Genomic DNA, 15,103 nt, shown 5'->3' with positions numbered 1-15,103 from the left:
ATTCTTAACGGGTTTGTGAAGACGTCGGGCAAAGTGGACAAGTTGCAGCCCCCCCGGCGCTGCGCGGCCTATTCCGGGCCCAGCACATCGGGCGTTTTCCACGCCAGATGCTGCCCGCCATCGACACAGATCAGCTGTCCGGTAACCGAAAGAGCATCCAGAAAGTAACCCAAAGCAGCACAGATATCTTCCGGATCGGCGCCGCGTTCCAGGATCGTCGCGGCGCGCTGGCGGGCAAAGTGGTCCTCTGTCTGGCGCGCGCCCTGAAGGGTCGGGCCGGGGCCGATCGCGTTGACACGGATGTCCGGCGCAAGCGCCTGTGCGGCGGTCCGGGTCAGCGCCCACAGCCCCATCTTGGCTAGCGAATAGGTCATGAATTCCGGTGTCAGCTTGCGCATTCTTTGGTCAAGCATGTTGACCACCAGCGCCCGCGCCCTGGGTTCGCCCCGGCTTCGGTCGGCCTTGGGGGCCTGCGCGGCAAAGGCCTGCGTCAAAACGAAAGGCGCGCGCAGGTTGGATTCGAAATGCCGGTCCCAGCTGTCGCGCGTGGCGGTGTGAATATTGTCATATTCAAAAATCGAGGCGTTGTTGACCAGCACATCCAGCGGCCCGCCCAGGCCCTCGGCCGCGCGCGCGACCAGGCCCTGGGTATCGGCCTCTGCCAAAAGATCGGCCTGCAGGGTGACTGCCCGCCGCCCCATCGCCCGGATCTCCTGCGCGACTGCCTCTGCCTCGGGTTGCGAGGTGGCGTAATGCACCGCCACGTCATGGCCGCGCCGCGCCAGATACAGCGCCATTTCCCGCCCCAGCCGACGCCCTGCGCCGGTCACCAGTGCCCGCCCGTTCATGCCGCGGCCCCCGTCATCAGAATCACCACATAGCCCGCATAGATCCCCAGGAACCCAAGGCCGACCAACCGGCGGAAGGGCCAGCGATAGAAGATGAAGGGCGCAATCAGCACCGAAACCCCCAGCATCACCCAAAGGTCCAGCCGCAGCATTTCCGGCGGCACCGGCAGGGTGCCGACCAACCCCGCCACGCCGATGATGCCCAGCAGGTTGAAGATGTTCGACCCCACCACATTGCCAAGCGCCACATCGGCGCGCCCCTTGATCGCGGCTGTGACCGAGGTCGCAAGTTCGGGCAGCGATGTGCCCACCGCCACCAGCGTCAGCCCGATCACGGCTTCGGAAATTCCGAAGGCGCGGGCCATGTTGCTGGCCCCGGTGACCAGCAGATCCGCGGCCAGCGGCAGACCGATCAGGCCCGCCAGGATGTAAAGGCCGATGCGCAGGGGGGACAGCGCCGCATCGGCCGTGGCAATCTCGGGGGCGTCGGCTTCAACCTCGGCGCGCCTGGCCCGATGCACCAGCGCGTCGCGGATCTGATCGCCCATCACAAGCGCCAGCCCGATCAGAAGCACCAGCGCATGGGGCCATCGGAACGGCCCCATGAAGGCCAGAAGGATGAACAGAACACTACCCGCCAGCATCGTCAGATAGCTTTTGCGCATGTCATGTTCATCGGTGGGAATATTGGCGATCAGCGCGGGCAACCCAAGCACCAGCAGGATATTGGCGGTGTTGGACCCGACCACATTGCCCAATGCGATGCCCGGCGCGTTTCCAAGCACCGCCGCCACCGACACCATCATTTCGGGCGCCGATGTTCCGAAGGCCACTATCGTCAGCCCGACGATCAGCGCAGGTATCCCCAGCCGAAGCGCCAGCGCGACCGCGCCGCGCACCAGCACATCCCCCGCCAGGATCAGCAAGACAAGCCCCGCGCCGATATGCGCCAGATCCCAGATCAATTGATCACCCCCCAGATGTCTTTGTTTCGCAAGGACAGGGCCCCTTGCCGATCCTTGGCCGGCCACAGCGCTTGCAGCGCACCGCCGTCAGCTTGCCGCGCCGCTTGCCCGTGCGCCCGGGCAGGCGCAGCTTGCCGATCATGGCCAAGACGGCCATCGCCAGCAGAAACAGGATCATCATCTTGATCAGCATCGGCTACAGCCCATAGCGGGCCCATAGGGCGCGCTCCTCTGCCGCTGCGATCACGGCACCGGCGGCGTCCATGCCGATCCGGCGGAACCAGGGCCGGCGCAGCCCATAGGGCACAAGCCGCACCTTGTCGCCGTATAGCGCTTTCAGCTTGGGCACAATGTGGGCGATCCCGTCGATCAGGCCCAGTTCCACCGCCTGCTGCCCGGCCCAGATGTCGCCGGTGAACAGATCACGCCCGGCGCTCAGGCGTACCCCGCGCCGCGCGGTGACATGCGCCTTGAAGGCGTCATGCATCGGCTCCAGTATGGCACGCAGGCGTTCGATATCCTCGGGCTTTTCGGGGCGAAACGGGTCAAGGAAGCTTTTCGCCCCGCCCGCCGTATGCACCCGCCGTTCCACACCGTAACGGTCGATCAGCCCGGCAAATCCGAACCCGGCCGAGATCACGCCGATCGATCCGATCACCGAGGTCGCATCCGCCCAGATGTCATCGGCCGAACAGGCCAGCCAATAGCCGCCCGAGGCCGCCACATCCTCGACGAAGGCGTGAACGGGAATGCCTTTTTCCTCGGCCAGCCGCCGGATACGCGCCGCGATCAACGACGATTGCACCGGCGATCCGCCCGGCGAATTCACCACAAGCGCAACCGCCACCGGCTTTCCGCGCCGGAACGCGCGTTCAATCAGCGGCGCAAGGGCCGCATCTGTCAGGCCTGTGCCACCGGGGCGCACGGCCCCGATCGGCCCTTGCAGGCGGATCACCGCAACTTGCGGGACGGTTTTCACGAAGGGCAGGCGAACCGGAATACGCATGGCCTGCGATGTAGGGGCAACTGGCCGCCGTAACAAGCGCGCCTACCCGATTTCCGCGAAATTCGCTGCCATCCCCCGGGTCTGGCTTCGGCTTTGCCAAAATATCCTCGGGGGTGAATTGGCCATCAGGCCAAGAGGGGGCAGACAGCCCCCTTTTCTACCGGTTCGCGTTCATCCGCTCGATATAGGCGCGCAGCTCCTCGGCCTCGTGGCGGGCATCGCGCAGGCCGTCCATTGCCGCGCGCAGTTCCGCCTCGGTTTGCGAGATCTGGTTCATCAACTCGGCCTCGCGCGTTTCCAGAAACCGCAGCGCCTCGTCGCGGGTTTCCTCGGCTTCGTGCAGGGCCTGGGCCATCTGCTCCAGCTCGCCCATGTCCGCGCGCGTCACCCGCGTCAGCCGGTGGATCAGCCATGAGGCGAACCAACCCAGGCTGAAGGCCAGAAACAGGATGATCGCCGTGGCGAAAACGAATTCGGTTCTGTTCATGTCTGTCCCTGTCGCCTCAATTCCGTTCCGTTCCGCCCAGGCCTTCCGGGCGCGCGCGCGGGCGCGGCGTGTCCGCGGTGGCCGGCACCGCCTCGATCACGATCCCGTCCGGGTCGCCTTCCGGTTCCTCGGTCTGTGCGTCAGGCTCCTCAGCCTCAGCCTCAGCCTCTGCCGTATCCGTTGCGCCCGGCTGGTCCTGCGTTTCGTCCTGTGCCCCGGCATCCTCGGTCTCGGCCGCTTGCGGTGGCGTGTCGGCCAGTTCGGGCGCGGCGCTGTCGGGCGCTGGCGCCCCACCCGCGGCATCCAGCACGGTGGCGGTGGGGCTGCCCTCGACGGGTGTTTCATCCAGCAGGACGAATTCGATCCGCCGGTTCGCCTCGCGCCCCGCCTCGGTGCCGTTGTCGGCGATCGGCTGCGATTCGCCATAGCCTTTCGCGGTCAGGTTGCCGACCAGAACCCGGCGTTCCATCAGCGCCGCGCGCACCGCATCGGCGCGTTCCTGCGACAGCCGTTCGTTGAATTCCTCGGACCCCTGGCTGTCGGTGTGACCGGCCAGTTCCATGCGGAAATCGGCGCAGGTCTTCATGATTTGCGCCAGTTGGTCCAGCGCCGCCCCCTCATCCGCCGCGATCACCGCCGAGCCGGGTTCGAAACTCAGCTTGTCGTCGCGCAGCACCGCGTTCAGCTGCGCCACGCATTCCGGGCCGGTGGGCAGGCCCAGCACCGGGTCCAGCCGTTTGTCATAGCGGATCGACAGATCCATCCGCACCCCTTCGCCCAGCCGGGCGGCAAGGATGCGCGCCACCGCGTCCGAGGCTTGCGGGTTTCCCGTCACCCCGGACAGGCGGATCATGTCGGGGCTGACCACCACCGCGCCCTCGGCCAGTTCATCCAGCGCTTCCAGCGCGGCCAGAACGCGCATCGGCCAGCCCAGCGGCAGGGTGTCATCCAGACGCGTGGCGCCATAGACCTGGGCATTGCCAAAGCGCGCGCGGGCAAAATTCTCGACCGCCTCGCGCTGGCGTTCATCGGTCAGCCGCCCGCGCAGCTGGATCTGGCCGGATTTGGCCAGCGTCGCGGAAAATTCCGGCGCCGCGCTGCCCGCTTCGGGTTTGCGCGTCAGTTCGGCCTTCAGCGAAAAGACCTCGGGCAGGTTCGATTCCAGTTCCCCAACCACCTTGTCGAACACCGCCTGGCTGACGTTGTCGCCGGCGATCAGCGCGATATCGGCATCCGAAAAGGTGACTGATCCTTCACCCAGTTCCTTCATCGCCGCCAGCGCCATGGCGACCGCCTCGGCCCAATCGGGCGAGGGCACGCCCATGCCCACCGTGCAGCCCAGATCGCCCGTGGCCCCGGCGGCGCGTGCCGCGGCCAGGATGCGGGTGCGCGCGCGGTCGGTATCGGCCGAACAGGCATCAAAGCGCGCGCCTTCGGCATCGATCAGGAAGCGCAGCGTGAAGGGCGTGATCACCGGGCGCGGCGCGGAAATGTCGCGCGTCAGCTTCAGTCCGCCGGTGTTGCGCCGCGCCAGGCTGGTTTCGATGCGCGCCTTTTCGGTGGCGGAATCGGTGATTGCGGTCACCGCGACCTCACCCGCCGCGATCGAGATCTTGGACCGCGGCAGGCTGCGCAGCGTGGTCAGGCCAAAGTCATAGGCCTGTTGCCAGCCGTCGGGGACGGGGTAATCGGCGGTTTCCAGCATGTCGGTGACCTTGCCATCCGCGGCAAGGTCGGTCAGGTCGCGCACCAGCGCCGCGCGGTCGGTTCCCGCCGGGACCAGCCCGATCAGCGAGATGCCATCGTCATTGCGCAGGATTTCCAGGCTGAAGGCCGGGGGGGCGATGTCCTGGGCCTGGGCGACATCGGTGGCATCGACCACGCGCGTCGCCTCGACCACGGTTCCGGCCAGGGAAATCGCCCGGAACCGGGCCGCTTCGGATGGCGCGGTGCCCATCACGATCACCTGCAGCCCGTCCGCCTCGATCCGGGCCCAGCTGTGGCCGGCGGTTTCCAGCGCGACCCGCACATCAGACCGGGACCGCTTTTCGATGATCGTGGCCGATCCGCCGGCGATGAAGGCCGACAGGATCAGCGCCGAAACGAAGGCGGTGCCCGTCATCAGTGTAGAGCGCAAGCGCATATCGGCAGAGCCTTTGGTTGTTGCCTCGCACTCTCCTTAAGGGCAGGGGGGGCGGGGATCAATCAAACCAGCGCCGCTGCGGCAAGAAACAGCGCAACGATCAGCCCGGTGTCGCGATTGCTGCGGAACAGGCGCAGGCAGGCGCCGGGGTCGTCGATGTCCAGCTGGCGCAGCTGCCAGATCATGTGCCAGCCAAAGGCCCAGGGCGCGATCAGCGCCAGAACCAGGCTGTGCGGCGGGGTCTGGGGCAAAAGCGCCGCCAGCACCGCCCCCGTCATCAACGCGACCGATCCGATCAGAAACCCGTTCAGCCAGCGCCCCGTCTGATCGGCGAACAGCCGCGCGGTGGACCGGATGCCGATCAGCGCGTCATCTTCCTTGTCCTGGTGGGCATAGATCGTGTCGTAGAACAGCGTCCAGACCAGCCCCGACAGATACAGCAGCACCGGCGCCACCGACAGGCTGCCCGTATGCGCGGCCCAGGCCAGCAGCGCGCCCCAGTTGAAGGCGATGCCCAGAAAGACCTGCGGCCACCAGGTGAACCGCTTGGCAAAGGGATAGATCGCCACGGGGATCAGCGCGACCAGCCCCAGCACGATCGCCGCGGGGGGGAAGGTCAACAGGATCAGCGCCGAAACCGCCACCTGCGCCGCCATCCAGATCAGCGCGCCGCGCACCGTGACCTGCCCCGACGGGATCGGGCGCGATCGGGTGCGCGCCACTCGTCCATCGAAATCGCGGTCGGTGATGTCGTTCCAGGTGCAGCCCGCACCGCGCATCAGCACCGCGCCGATGGTGCAGCCAATGGCGATCCACAGATCGCCCCAGCGTGGGGCATCGGCGGCGGCGGCCAGCGCCAGCCCCCACCAGCACGGCAGCAGCAACAGCCAGGTGCCGATGGGCCGGTCGGCGCGCGACAGCCGCAGATAGGGGCGCGTGGCCGCAGGCGCCCAACGGTCGACCCAGTTGTCGGGCGGCGCATCCGCAACCGTCCCGCAGGTGCCGGGCTGATCTGCCCGGGCTGCATTGGTCGTCTCGGGCACATCGGTCTTCTCTGGCAATTCGGTCTTTTGGGTCATAGATTTCGCCTCATGGAACGCGCCAGGATCAGACTTCATGTAGAGCACCCTTTGGGTCCGGGGCAAGCCGTGCCCCTGACCGAGGCGCAGGCGCATTACCTGTTCGGGGTGATGCGGCTGGGCGCCGGCGCGCGGGTCGCGCTGTTCAACGGGCGTGACGGCGAATGGACGGCCGAGGTGGCGCGCGCGGCCAAGCGCGGCGGCGATCTGGCCTGTATCGAACAGGCCGCGCCACAGCTGAACCCGCCCGACCTGTGGCTGGTCTTTGCGCCGATCAAGAAGGCGCGCACCGATTTCATCGTGGAAAAGGCGGCGGAACTGGGGGCGGCGCGGATCATCCCCGTGCAGACCGATTTCACCAATTCCGAACGCATCCGGCAGGACCGGCTGCAGGCCCACGCGGTTGAGGCCGCCGAACAATGCGGCGGCACCTTTGTCCCCGAGGTCAGCGATCTGGTGCCGCTGGCCAAGGTGCTGGCGGGTTGGGATGGGGCGCGCCGCATCCTGTGGGCCGATGAAAGCCTGGCTGGCCCCGCCGAAACGCTGGCGGGTCTGGCCCCCGGTCCCTGGGCCATTCTGATCGGCCCCGAGGGCGGCTTTTCCGAACCCGAACGCGCCCGCCTGCGCGGCCTGCCTTTTGTCACGCCGGTCAGCCTCGGGCCGCGCATCCTGCGGGCCGACACGGCGGCCTGTGCGGCGCTGACGCTGTGGCAGGCCGCGCTGGGGGATTGGCGGTGATCCGTCCCGCGGCGCGCGCGACCCTGATGCGCTGGCGCGAGGTTGCGGCGGCAGCGGGCGCGCTGGCCGCCGGGATCTGGCTGTTTGCGCTGGGTGGCTGGCTGATGCAGGCGCTGGGACTGATCGTCGCGGGGGTGGCGCTGGCCTGGGGGGTGATTGCGCTGCGCCGATTGCGTTTCGCGCGCGACATCAGCGCGCCGGGCCTGGTCGAGGTGGATGAAGGCCAGATCGGCTATTTCGGCGCGGCCCAGGGTCTTGGCGGCTATGTCGCGCTGCGCGACCTGACCGAAATCCGCCTGCTTGTGCTGCAGGGCCAGCACTATTGGCGGTTGAAGCAGGCCGATGGCCAGGCGCTTTTGATTCCGGTCGCGGCGGCGGGGGCGGCGGCGCTGTATGATGCCTTCGCCACCCTGCCCGGGATCGACATGGCGCGCCTGTCCGCAGCGCTGGATCAGCGCATGGCTGCACAAAGCCTGTGGCAGCGGCCCGCCCATCTGCCCTTGACTTGACCGTCGCAGCGCGCCACCTGTTGCCCCGGAACCGAAGCGCGCGAGGGGCGGCCCATGTCTATTCCACAACAGGGCGGTGGCCCGATCGAGCGCCATGAGCAGCTGGCTGAATATATCGCCTCGGGTGAAAAGCCGAAGGATCAGTGGCGCATTGGCACCGAGCATGAGAAATTCGGCTATTGCAAGGACACGTTGCAGCCGTTGCCCTATGACGGCCCGCGGTCGATCAAGGCGATGCTGGAAGGCCTGCGTGACCGCTTTGGCTGGACCCCGGTGCTGGAGCAGGACAACATCATCGGCCTGACGCGCAATGGCGCCAATGTCAGCCTGGAACCGGGCGGGCAGCTGGAATTGTCGGGCGCGCCGCTGGAAACCATCCACCAGACCTGCGACGAGGTGCATGAACACCTGCGTGAGGTTCAGGCCGTGGCCGATGACATCGGCGTGCGATTCATCGGGCTGGGGGCGGCGCCGGAATGGTCGCAGGACCAGATGCCGATGATGCCCAAGGGGCGCTATCGGTTGATGACCGATTACATGGACAGCGTCGGCACGCTGGGCAAGCAGATGATGTATCGCACCTGCACGGTGCAGGTGAACCTGGACTTCGCGTCCGAAGCCGACATGGTCAAGAAACTGCGCGTGGCGCTGGCGCTGCAGCCGGTGGCGACCGCGCTGTTTGCCAATTCGCCCTTCCTGGATGGCAAGCCCAACGGCATGAAAAGCTGGCGCAGCCATATCTGGCAGAACCTGGATGGCGCGCGCACCGGCATGCTGCCCTTCGTCTTTGAAGACGGCATGGGCTATGAACGCTGGGTCGATTACGTCCTGGATGTGCCGATGTATTTCGTCTACCGCGACGGCAAATACATCAACGCGCTGGGCCAGTCGTTCCGTGATTTCCTGAAGGGTGAGCTGCCTGCGCTGCCGGGGGAAAAGCCCACCCTGTCGGATTGGGCCGATCACATGACCACCGTGTTCCCCGAGGCGCGGGTCAAGAAATACATCGAGATGCGCGGCGCCGATGGTGGCCCTTGGCGGCGGCTGTGTGCGCTGCCGGCCTTCTGGGTCGGGCTGATCTATGATCAGGGCGCGCTGGATGCGGCCTGGGATCTGGTCAAAGGCTGGGATGCGCAAACCCGTGATGCGCTGCGTGTGGCGGCGGGGCGCGATGCGCTTCAGGGCGAGGCGAACGGCATCCGCCTGCACGATCTGGCGCGTGAGGCGGTGGCGATCGCGCAGGCCGGGCTGAAGGCGCGCGCGCGCCCCGGTGCGGGCGGGCTGATCCCCGATGAGACGCATTTCCTGGACGCGCTTGCCGAAAGCGTGGCCAGCGGCCATGTGCCGGCGGATGAGCTTTTGGCGAAATATCACGGCGAATGGCAAGGCGATCTGAGCCGGATCTACGCCGAATACAGTTACTGATCGGTGCGCCCGTGACAGGCGCCGGGGGCTGCGCGCCCCCGGACCCCGCGGAGTATTTTTCCAAGAAGAAGATCAGGCGGTCTTGCGGCCGATGCGCGGTTCGGTCCCTGCGGCCAGGCGGGCTATATTGGCGCGGTGGCGCCAGAAGACCATGACCGCCATCACGGCGCAGATCAGCATCACCTGCGGCCGGCCAAGGGCCCAGGCCAGCGGCACCGAGGCGGCGGCCGCCGCCAGCGCCGAAAGCGATGAGATCCGGCTGATCGCCGCTGTTAAAAGCCAGGTCGCGCAGGCCGCAAGGCCCACGGGCCAAGCCAGTGCCAGGATGGTGCCCAGAAAGGTCGCCACCCCCTTGCCGCCCCGAAAGCCCAGCCAGACCGGATAGAGATGGCCCAGAAAGGCCGCGCCACCCGCGATCTGGGCGGCGGTATCTTCGGCCATGACCGCGCGGGCGATCAGAACCGCCACCGCGCCCTTGGCCCCGTCCAGAACCAGCGTCGCGGCGGCGGCGGCCTTGTTGCCGGTGCGCAGCACATTGGTGGCCCCGATATTGCCCGATCCGATGGCGCGCAGATCACCCAGGCCCAGTGCCTTGGTGATCACGACACCGAAGGGGATGGACCCGAGCAGGTAGCCCAACACCGCCACCAGCCCGAGGATCAGCGCCCCGCTATCCAAAACCGGCATGTCTGCCCCCGTATTCTTGTTATTCGTTCGCGGTTATTCGCCCGCGCGGTAAACCTGCACCCCTGCGACGAATGTGGCAAGAACTTTGCCTTCCATCCGCTGTCCGTCGAAGGGGGTATTTTTCGATTTTGAATGCAGTTTGAACCGATCCAGCAGGAAGGGCGCGTCCGGATCGAACAGCACCAGATCGGCGGGCGCGCCTTCGGCCAGGCGGCCCTGCGGCAGGCCAAGGCGCTTGGCGGGGTTCAGCGCCATGGCCCGGAACAGCTGCGGCAGGGTCAGCGCGCCGGCATGGTAAAGCCGCATCGCTGCCGGCAGGAAGGTTTCCAGCGCCACAGCGCCCGCGGCGGCCTCTTCATACGGCAGGCGCTTGGATTCCTCATCCGCGGGGGTGTGCATCGAGCAGATCACGTCGATCAGGCCGCTGGCCACGGCATCAAGCACGGCAAGGCGGTCTTCTTCGGCGCGCAGCGGTGGGGTCAGCTTGAAGAAGGTGCGATAATCGCCCACGTCGAATTCGTTCAGCGTCAGATGGTGGATCGAGACGCCCGCAGTCACGTCCAGCCCGTTTTTCTTGGCGCGTTCTAGCGCGGGCAGGGTGCGGGCGCAGGTGATCTGATCGGCGTGATAGCGCGCGCCCGTCATCTCGATCAAGGCCAAGTCGCGGTCAAGGCCCATCCGTTCGGCCATCGGGCTGACGCCGGGCAGACCGCGCAGCGAGGCGAATTTACCCGAGGTGACGGCCGCGCCCTTGGACAGGCCGGGGTCTTGCGGGTGGCCGATCACCAGCGCGCCCAGGCTGCGGGCGTAGGCCAGCGCGCGCGACAGCACCTTGGTATCGGTCACGACATGGTCAAAATCGGTGAAGGCGACGGCGCCGGCATCCAGAAGAAAGCCGATTTCCGTCATCTCGCGTCCCTCGCGGCCCTTGGTCAGGGCGGCCATATGGCGGATGTGGACGGGGGCGGATTCCGCGGCGCGGCGCGTGACGAATTCCAGCACCTCGGGTGTGTCGATGGCGGGGTTGGTGTCGGGGCGCGCGATGATCGTGGTGACGCCCCCCGCCGCCGCCGCAAGGCCCGCCGAGCGGAAGGATTCGCGGTGTCGTTCGCCCGGTTCACCGATCTTGACGCCCATGTCGACGATACCCGGCGCAAGGCACTTTCCGTGGCATTCGATCACCTGGGCATCGGCGGGGGCGGACATTTCGCCGATGGCGGCGATCAGGCCATTGTCGAGGATCACATTGCCCAGGGTCTGGGTCTGCGCCTCGGGGTCGATCAGGCGGGCGTTTTCGAGAAAGATCGTCATGGGTCCCCCGTTGTCCTATCGCGCCACAAGCGCGCGCGCCGCCTTGGCCGCCTCGATCTGGCGCATGACGGCCTCGGCATCGGCCAGATGCTTGATCAGATGTTTGGCGCCGCCGTTGGTGACGATCTGCACGTCGCCGAACAGGCGGCGGACGGCGGCGATTTCCAGCAGCATCACCTGCCGCCCCTGCGGCCCGATCAGCCGCCGGTCGGTCAGCTGCCAGCGCCGGGCGAAAGCCTCGGACCGGAAGTAAAGCCCGCGCAGGCCCAGCCCCAGAACCACAGCCAGCGCCGCCACTGGGATCTGGTCGGCCTTGCCCACCCAGGGCAGGATTGCCAGAAGCGCCGCCACCCCGATCGCGGCCATCGCGGCATGATCGGTCCAGTAGCGGCGGCGGTCGGCCAGGAAAACGGCATTGACCGGTTCCCCGTCTTCCAGCGGGCGTTCCGCGGCGGGGCCGGGGCGATAGTCGTGAACGTCGTCGCGCCGGATTTCAGACATAGGTGCCCTCGGTCGCCTGGCGGCCGCGATCGGCCCGCAGGTTCTGCGCCAGCAGGTCCATGCAGGCCATCCGCACCGCGACGCCCATTTCCACCTGTTCCTGAATGACGGATCGGTTGATGTCATCGGCGATGGTGCCGTCGATTTCCACGCCCCGGTTCATCGGGCCGGGGTGCATGACGATGGCGTCGGGCTTGGCAAAGGCCAGCTTTTCGGCATCCAGCCCGTAGCGGTGGAAATATTCGCGTTCCGACGGGATAAAGCCGCCGTCCATCCGTTCCTTCTGCAGGCGCAGCATCATCACCACATCGGCGCCGTCCAGGCCCGCGCGCATGTCGTCAAACACCTCACATCCGAATTCGGCCACGCCCGCGGGCATCAGCGTCGGCGGCCCGATCAGGCGCACGCGGTTTTCCATCTTGCCCAGCAGCAGCAGGTTCGACCGCGCCACCCGGCTGTGCGCGATGTCGCCGCAGATCGCGACGGTCAGGCGCTGGATGCGGCCCTTGGCGCGGCGGATGGTCAGCGCATCCAGCAACGCCTGCGTGGGATGTTCGTGCTTGCCGTCGCCCGCGTTCAGCACGGCGCAATTCACCTTTTCCGCCAGCAGGTTGACCGCGCCGGAATTCGGGTGGCGCACGACCAGCAGGTCGGGGTGCATCGCATTCAGCGTCAGCGCGGTGTCGATCAGCGTCTCGCCCTTCTTCACCGATGACTGCGCCACCGCCATGTTCATCACATCCGCGCCCAGACGCTTGCCGGCCAGTTCAAAGCTGGCCTGGGTGCGGGTCGAGTTTTCAAAGAACATGTTGATCTGTGTCATGCCCGCCAGCGCATCGGTGCGTTTCACCGTGCGGCGGTTGAGGTCGACGTAACGGTCGGCAAGGTCCAGAACGGTGCGGATATCCTCGGGGGTCAGGTGCTCGATCCCCAGAAGGTGCCTTGCGCGGAATGCCATCGCCGCCTCTCCTATCGTGGTTTGGCGCGCTTATCGCAAAAGGGGGGGCTGGCGTCCAGCACGAAGGCTTTACCTTCGCGGGGCGCGGCCCTAGCTTGGCGCAATGCAGACAGAGCCCGCCCCCGAGATGGATTACTTTGCCGCCCTGGCCGCGCTGGAATGGCAGCTGGAAATGGGCGCGGATGAGGCGATTCTGGATGCCCCCCTGAACCGGTATGATCTGCCCGACAGCGCCCCGGCTGCCGCGCCCCGGCCACAGTCCCCGTCTGCCCCCGCCGCCGCGATGCCCGCGGTCCTGGATCAGGCGGCGGCCGACCCGGTGGCGCTGGCCCGCGCGGCGGCGGGGGCGGCGGCCGATCTGCCCGCGCTGGCACAGGCGATCGCCGATTTCGATCTGTGCGATCTGAAGAAGGGCGCGCGGTCCATGGTCTTTGCCGATGGCAATCCGGCGGCGCGCGTCATGGTCATCGGCGAGGCCCCGGGCCGCGAGGAAGATCTGGCCGGCAAGCCCTTTGTCGGCCCGGCCGGCCATTTGCTGGACCGGATGTTCGCGGCCATCGGCCTGTCGCGCGCTGCCCCTGATGCGGGCGCGGCGCTTTACATCACAAATGTCCTGCCCTGGCGCCCGCCGGGCAACCGTGCGCCGAACGCGGCGGAAATCGACATGATGCGCCCGTTCCTGGCGCGACACGTGGAACTGGCCGATCCGGATTTTCTGGTGCTGATGGGCAATCCGGCCTGTCAGGCGGCGCTGGGCCAGACCGGAATCGCAAAACTGCGCGGCCAATGGGCCGAGGCCTTCGGGCGCCCCGCCTTGCCGATGACCCATCCTGCCTATCTGCTGCGCATGCCACTGGCCAAGCGCGAGGCCTGGGCCGATCTGCTTGACCTGCGGGCGCGGCTGGACGCGGTCTGACCGGGGGTCAGTCGCCGCAGCCGGTGATTTCCAGCGCGCGCGCGGGGCTAAGGATGGTGATGCGCAGATCGGCGGGGTTCAGCGCGAAGGGGCGCGCCTCGGCCGGCACGAATTCGGCCATCGCCACCAGCAGGGCGCCTTCGCGGCGCGACACCGAATCAGAGATCCAGACCGGCGTGCTCGCCAGCTCGAACAGCGCGATATCCTCGCCGCCCGGCGTGGCCCCGGTCTCGGGCAGGTCGATCGCGGCGGTCACGCGCATGCCATCGGCAATGGGTTCGACCGTGCAGCGCGCCTGGCCCGAAAACGCCTGGGGCCGTTCGGTCAGCGCGGCCCGGATCGCCGGGTCGGGGGCGCCGGGGCCCGCCAGATCGGCCTGCAGCGACACTGACACCGGCACACAGACATCGTGGCAGATGCCGAAATCCACCCCGGCGGCCAGCGCGATCGGCTGGGCGGGGTCGGCGGGCGTGATTTCCAGCGGCAGGATCAGTTCGTTGTCATAGCCCACCGATCGCATTCCGTTCTGGTCAAAGACCTCGGGGGTGGGCCAGTGCACGGTGATGTCGGCCACGTTCTGCGATCCGGCAAAATCGAATTGCGGCGGGATGCCCGCATCGCCGGGCGCGCGCCAGTAGGTCTTCCAGCCATCGTCCAGCGCGATGCGCAAGGCGGCCATGCGTGCCCCCGACGGCGTTTGCCAGCCGTCCAGCAGCTCTGCCCGCTCCATGCCCGGGGGCAGGGGGTCGTTCGCCTGCGCGGCCAAGGGCGTGGCCAGCAGCAGGCCAAGGGATGCGATGATAAACGTCCGGTTCATGATCTTCGGATAACGCTCCGCGCGACGCGGGCAAAGTCACAAAAGCGCCAGCGCCGGGGGGTGGGGCGGCTTTGCCACAGCCCCGGGGCTTGCGCCGGGCCGCCCGGCGCGCGACATAGGGGTAAAGGGGGGCGTTGCCGATGGACCTGACCGGAAAGCTGCTGATTGCGATGCCCGGCATGGGCGATCCGCGATTCGAACACGGCGTCGTCTTCATCTGCGCCCATGGGTCAGAAGGCGCGATGGGCCTGATCGTGAACAAGCCCCTGCCGCGGCCCAGTTTCGCGGAATTGTTGGAACAGCTGCGCCTGCGCCCCGAGGCGGGGGCGGCGGGTGACATGCCCGCGCCCGCGGTTCTGTTCGGCGGGCCGGTCGAAACCTCACGCGGGTTCGTGCTGCATTCGCCCGACTGGTCCGGTCAGACCGCGTCGATGGCGGTCACGCCCGATCTGTCGATGACCGCCACGCGCGACATTCTGGATGCAATGGCCGAGGGCCGTGGCCCGGCGCAGGCGCTGTTGGCGCTGGGCTATGCCGGCTGGGGGCCGGGCCAGCTGGAGCGGGAAATCCTGGACAATGGCTGGCTGACTACCGAGGGCGATGCCGCCCTGACGCTGGACCGGGACCATGCGACGAAATGGGCCCGCGCCTTGCGCAAGATCGGGGTTGATCCGCAGACGCTGTCGGCGGCGGCGGGGCGCGCCTGATCGGGA

17 protein-coding genes are annotated in these 15,103 nt (G+C 67.5%); 5 read left to right on the top strand and 12 right to left on the bottom strand.

What is annotated here, in order from left to right:
- Positions 1–68 precede the first annotated feature (68 nt).
- The 7 genes from MXB90_RS02105 to ubiA all read right to left on the bottom strand — a co-directional run bounded on the left by MXB90_RS02105 (position 69) and on the right by ubiA (position 6,528).
- Positions 69–848, bottom strand: a complete 780-nt coding sequence (locus MXB90_RS02105) for an SDR family oxidoreductase (RefSeq protein WP_250040396.1) — start codon at positions 846–848, stop codon at positions 69–71.
- Positions 845–1,813, bottom strand: a complete 969-nt coding sequence (locus tag MXB90_RS02100) for a calcium/sodium antiporter (protein WP_250040393.1) — start codon at positions 1,811–1,813, stop codon at positions 845–847. The genes MXB90_RS02105 and MXB90_RS02100 overlap by 4 nt, the downstream gene beginning before the upstream one ends.
- A gap of 4 nt (positions 1,814–1,817) precedes the next feature.
- Complete coding sequence (locus MXB90_RS02095) at positions 1,818–2,006, bottom strand: hypothetical protein (protein ID WP_250040391.1); 189 nt, start codon at positions 2,004–2,006, stop codon at positions 1,818–1,820.
- Positions 2,007–2,009: 3 nt separating this feature from the next.
- Positions 2,010–2,819 carry a S49 family peptidase gene (locus MXB90_RS02090; protein ID WP_284040690.1) on the bottom strand — a complete coding sequence of 270 codons (810 nt, stop codon included), beginning with the start codon at positions 2,817–2,819 and terminating at the stop codon, positions 2,010–2,012.
- A gap of 157 nt (positions 2,820–2,976) precedes the next feature.
- Complete coding sequence (locus MXB90_RS02085) at positions 2,977–3,306, bottom strand: hypothetical protein (protein WP_250040389.1); 330 nt, start codon at positions 3,304–3,306, stop codon at positions 2,977–2,979.
- Positions 3,307–3,322: 16 nt separating this feature from the next.
- The gene (locus MXB90_RS02080; protein ID WP_250040387.1) at positions 3,323–5,428 is read right to left on the bottom strand and encodes an OmpA family protein; all 2,106 of its coding nucleotides are present in this window, start codon (positions 5,426–5,428) and stop codon (positions 3,323–3,325) included.
- A gap of 83 nt (positions 5,429–5,511) precedes the next feature.
- A complete protein-coding gene (ubiA, locus tag MXB90_RS02075) occupies positions 5,512–6,528 on the bottom strand; it encodes a 4-hydroxybenzoate octaprenyltransferase (RefSeq protein WP_250040384.1) in 1,017 nt (338 codons plus the stop codon).
- Between the two features lie 12 nt (positions 6,529–6,540).
- On the opposite strand from ubiA, the gene MXB90_RS02070 reads away from it, so the two are divergent.
- Genes MXB90_RS02070 through MXB90_RS02060 form a run of 3 tightly spaced genes read left to right on the top strand, consistent with a single transcriptional unit; the run spans position 6,541 to position 9,200 of the window.
- Entirely contained in the window at positions 6,541–7,266 is a 726-nt protein-coding gene (locus MXB90_RS02070) for a 16S rRNA (uracil(1498)-N(3))-methyltransferase (RefSeq protein WP_250040382.1), read from the top strand.
- Complete coding sequence (locus tag MXB90_RS02065; RefSeq protein ID WP_250040380.1) at positions 7,263–7,775, top strand: hypothetical protein; 513 nt, start codon at positions 7,263–7,265, stop codon at positions 7,773–7,775. The genes MXB90_RS02070 and MXB90_RS02065 overlap by 4 nt, the downstream gene beginning before the upstream one ends.
- A gap of 54 nt (positions 7,776–7,829) precedes the next feature.
- On the top strand, positions 7,830–9,200 hold the full coding sequence (locus MXB90_RS02060) for a glutamate--cysteine ligase (protein WP_250040379.1): 1,371 nt from the start codon (positions 7,830–7,832) through the stop codon (positions 9,198–9,200).
- Between the two features lie 72 nt (positions 9,201–9,272).
- Here MXB90_RS02060 and plsY read toward each other — a convergent pair whose 3' ends face one another.
- Genes plsY through MXB90_RS02040 form a run of 4 tightly spaced genes read right to left on the bottom strand, consistent with a single transcriptional unit; the run spans position 9,273 to position 12,657 of the window.
- Positions 9,273–9,887 carry a glycerol-3-phosphate 1-O-acyltransferase PlsY gene (gene plsY / locus MXB90_RS02055; RefSeq protein ID WP_250040377.1) on the bottom strand — a complete coding sequence of 205 codons (615 nt, stop codon included), beginning with the start codon at positions 9,885–9,887 and terminating at the stop codon, positions 9,273–9,275.
- 33 nt (positions 9,888–9,920) lie between these two features.
- On the bottom strand, positions 9,921–11,198 hold the full coding sequence (gene pyrC / locus MXB90_RS02050) for a dihydroorotase (RefSeq protein WP_250040360.1): 1,278 nt from the start codon (positions 11,196–11,198) through the stop codon (positions 9,921–9,923).
- A 15-nt stretch (positions 11,199–11,213) separates the two neighbouring features.
- Positions 11,214–11,699: a hypothetical protein gene (locus MXB90_RS02045; RefSeq protein WP_250040357.1), complete on the bottom strand. Its 486-nt coding sequence runs from the start codon at positions 11,697–11,699 to the stop codon at positions 11,214–11,216.
- Positions 11,692–12,657 carry an aspartate carbamoyltransferase catalytic subunit gene (locus MXB90_RS02040; RefSeq protein WP_250040354.1) on the bottom strand — a complete coding sequence of 322 codons (966 nt, stop codon included), beginning with the start codon at positions 12,655–12,657 and terminating at the stop codon, positions 11,692–11,694. The genes MXB90_RS02045 and MXB90_RS02040 overlap by 8 nt, the downstream gene beginning before the upstream one ends.
- A gap of 103 nt (positions 12,658–12,760) precedes the next feature.
- Between MXB90_RS02040 and MXB90_RS02035 the strand changes: the two genes are divergently transcribed.
- On the top strand, positions 12,761–13,573 hold the full coding sequence (locus tag MXB90_RS02035; RefSeq protein WP_250040352.1) for a uracil-DNA glycosylase: 813 nt from the start codon (positions 12,761–12,763) through the stop codon (positions 13,571–13,573).
- A gap of 7 nt (positions 13,574–13,580) precedes the next feature.
- On the opposite strand, the gene MXB90_RS02030 is transcribed toward MXB90_RS02035, so the two are convergent.
- Positions 13,581–14,390, bottom strand: coding sequence for a protein-disulfide reductase DsbD domain-containing protein (locus tag MXB90_RS02030; protein ID WP_250040351.1), 810 nt, complete (start codon positions 14,388–14,390; stop codon positions 13,581–13,583).
- 140 nt (positions 14,391–14,530) lie between these two features.
- Between MXB90_RS02030 and MXB90_RS02025 the strand changes: the two genes are divergently transcribed.
- Complete coding sequence (locus MXB90_RS02025) at positions 14,531–15,097, top strand: YqgE/AlgH family protein (RefSeq protein ID WP_250040350.1); 567 nt, start codon at positions 14,531–14,533, stop codon at positions 15,095–15,097.
- Positions 15,098–15,103: the final 6 nt, after the last annotated feature.

The sequence above is a fragment of the Phaeovulum molybdatiresistens genome (assembly GCF_023544865.1).
In the GTDB taxonomy this organism is placed as follows: domain Bacteria; phylum Pseudomonadota; class Alphaproteobacteria; order Rhodobacterales; family Rhodobacteraceae; genus Pontitalea.
This window is presented reverse-complemented; position numbering and strand designations above follow the sequence as displayed.

Coding starts and splice junctions, on each gene's coding strand:
- MXB90_RS02045 (WP_250040357.1), bottom strand. CDS start 11,699: ATGTCTGAAATCCGGCGCGACGACGTTCACGACTATCGCCCCGGCCCC.
- MXB90_RS02090 (WP_284040690.1), bottom strand. CDS start 2,819: ATGCGTATTCCGGTTCGCCTGCCCTTCGTGAAAACCGTCCCGCAAGTT.
- MXB90_RS02040 (WP_250040354.1), bottom strand. CDS start 12,657: ATGGCATTCCGCGCAAGGCACCTTCTGGGGATCGAGCACCTGACCCCC.
- pyrC (WP_250040360.1), bottom strand. CDS start 11,198: ATGACGATCTTTCTCGAAAACGCCCGCCTGATCGACCCCGAGGCGCAG.
- MXB90_RS02030 (WP_250040351.1), bottom strand. CDS start 14,390: ATGAACCGGACGTTTATCATCGCATCCCTTGGCCTGCTGCTGGCCACG.
- MXB90_RS02070 (WP_250040382.1), top strand. CDS start 6,541: ATGGAACGCGCCAGGATCAGACTTCATGTAGAGCACCCTTTGGGTCCG.
- MXB90_RS02085 (WP_250040389.1), bottom strand. CDS start 3,306: ATGAACAGAACCGAATTCGTTTTCGCCACGGCGATCATCCTGTTTCTG.
- plsY (WP_250040377.1), bottom strand. CDS start 9,887: ATGCCGGTTTTGGATAGCGGGGCGCTGATCCTCGGGCTGGTGGCGGTG.
- MXB90_RS02025 (WP_250040350.1), top strand. CDS start 14,531: ATGGACCTGACCGGAAAGCTGCTGATTGCGATGCCCGGCATGGGCGAT.
- MXB90_RS02080 (WP_250040387.1), bottom strand. CDS start 5,428: ATGACGGGCACCGCCTTCGTTTCGGCGCTGATCCTGTCGGCCTTCATC.
- MXB90_RS02035 (WP_250040352.1), top strand. CDS start 12,761: ATGCAGACAGAGCCCGCCCCCGAGATGGATTACTTTGCCGCCCTGGCC.
- ubiA (WP_250040384.1), bottom strand. CDS start 6,528: ATGACCCAAAAGACCGAATTGCCAGAGAAGACCGATGTGCCCGAGACG.
- MXB90_RS02095 (WP_250040391.1), bottom strand. CDS start 2,006: ATGCTGATCAAGATGATGATCCTGTTTCTGCTGGCGATGGCCGTCTTG.
- MXB90_RS02060 (WP_250040379.1), top strand. CDS start 7,830: ATGTCTATTCCACAACAGGGCGGTGGCCCGATCGAGCGCCATGAGCAG.
- MXB90_RS02105 (WP_250040396.1), bottom strand. CDS start 848: ATGAACGGGCGGGCACTGGTGACCGGCGCAGGGCGTCGGCTGGGGCGG.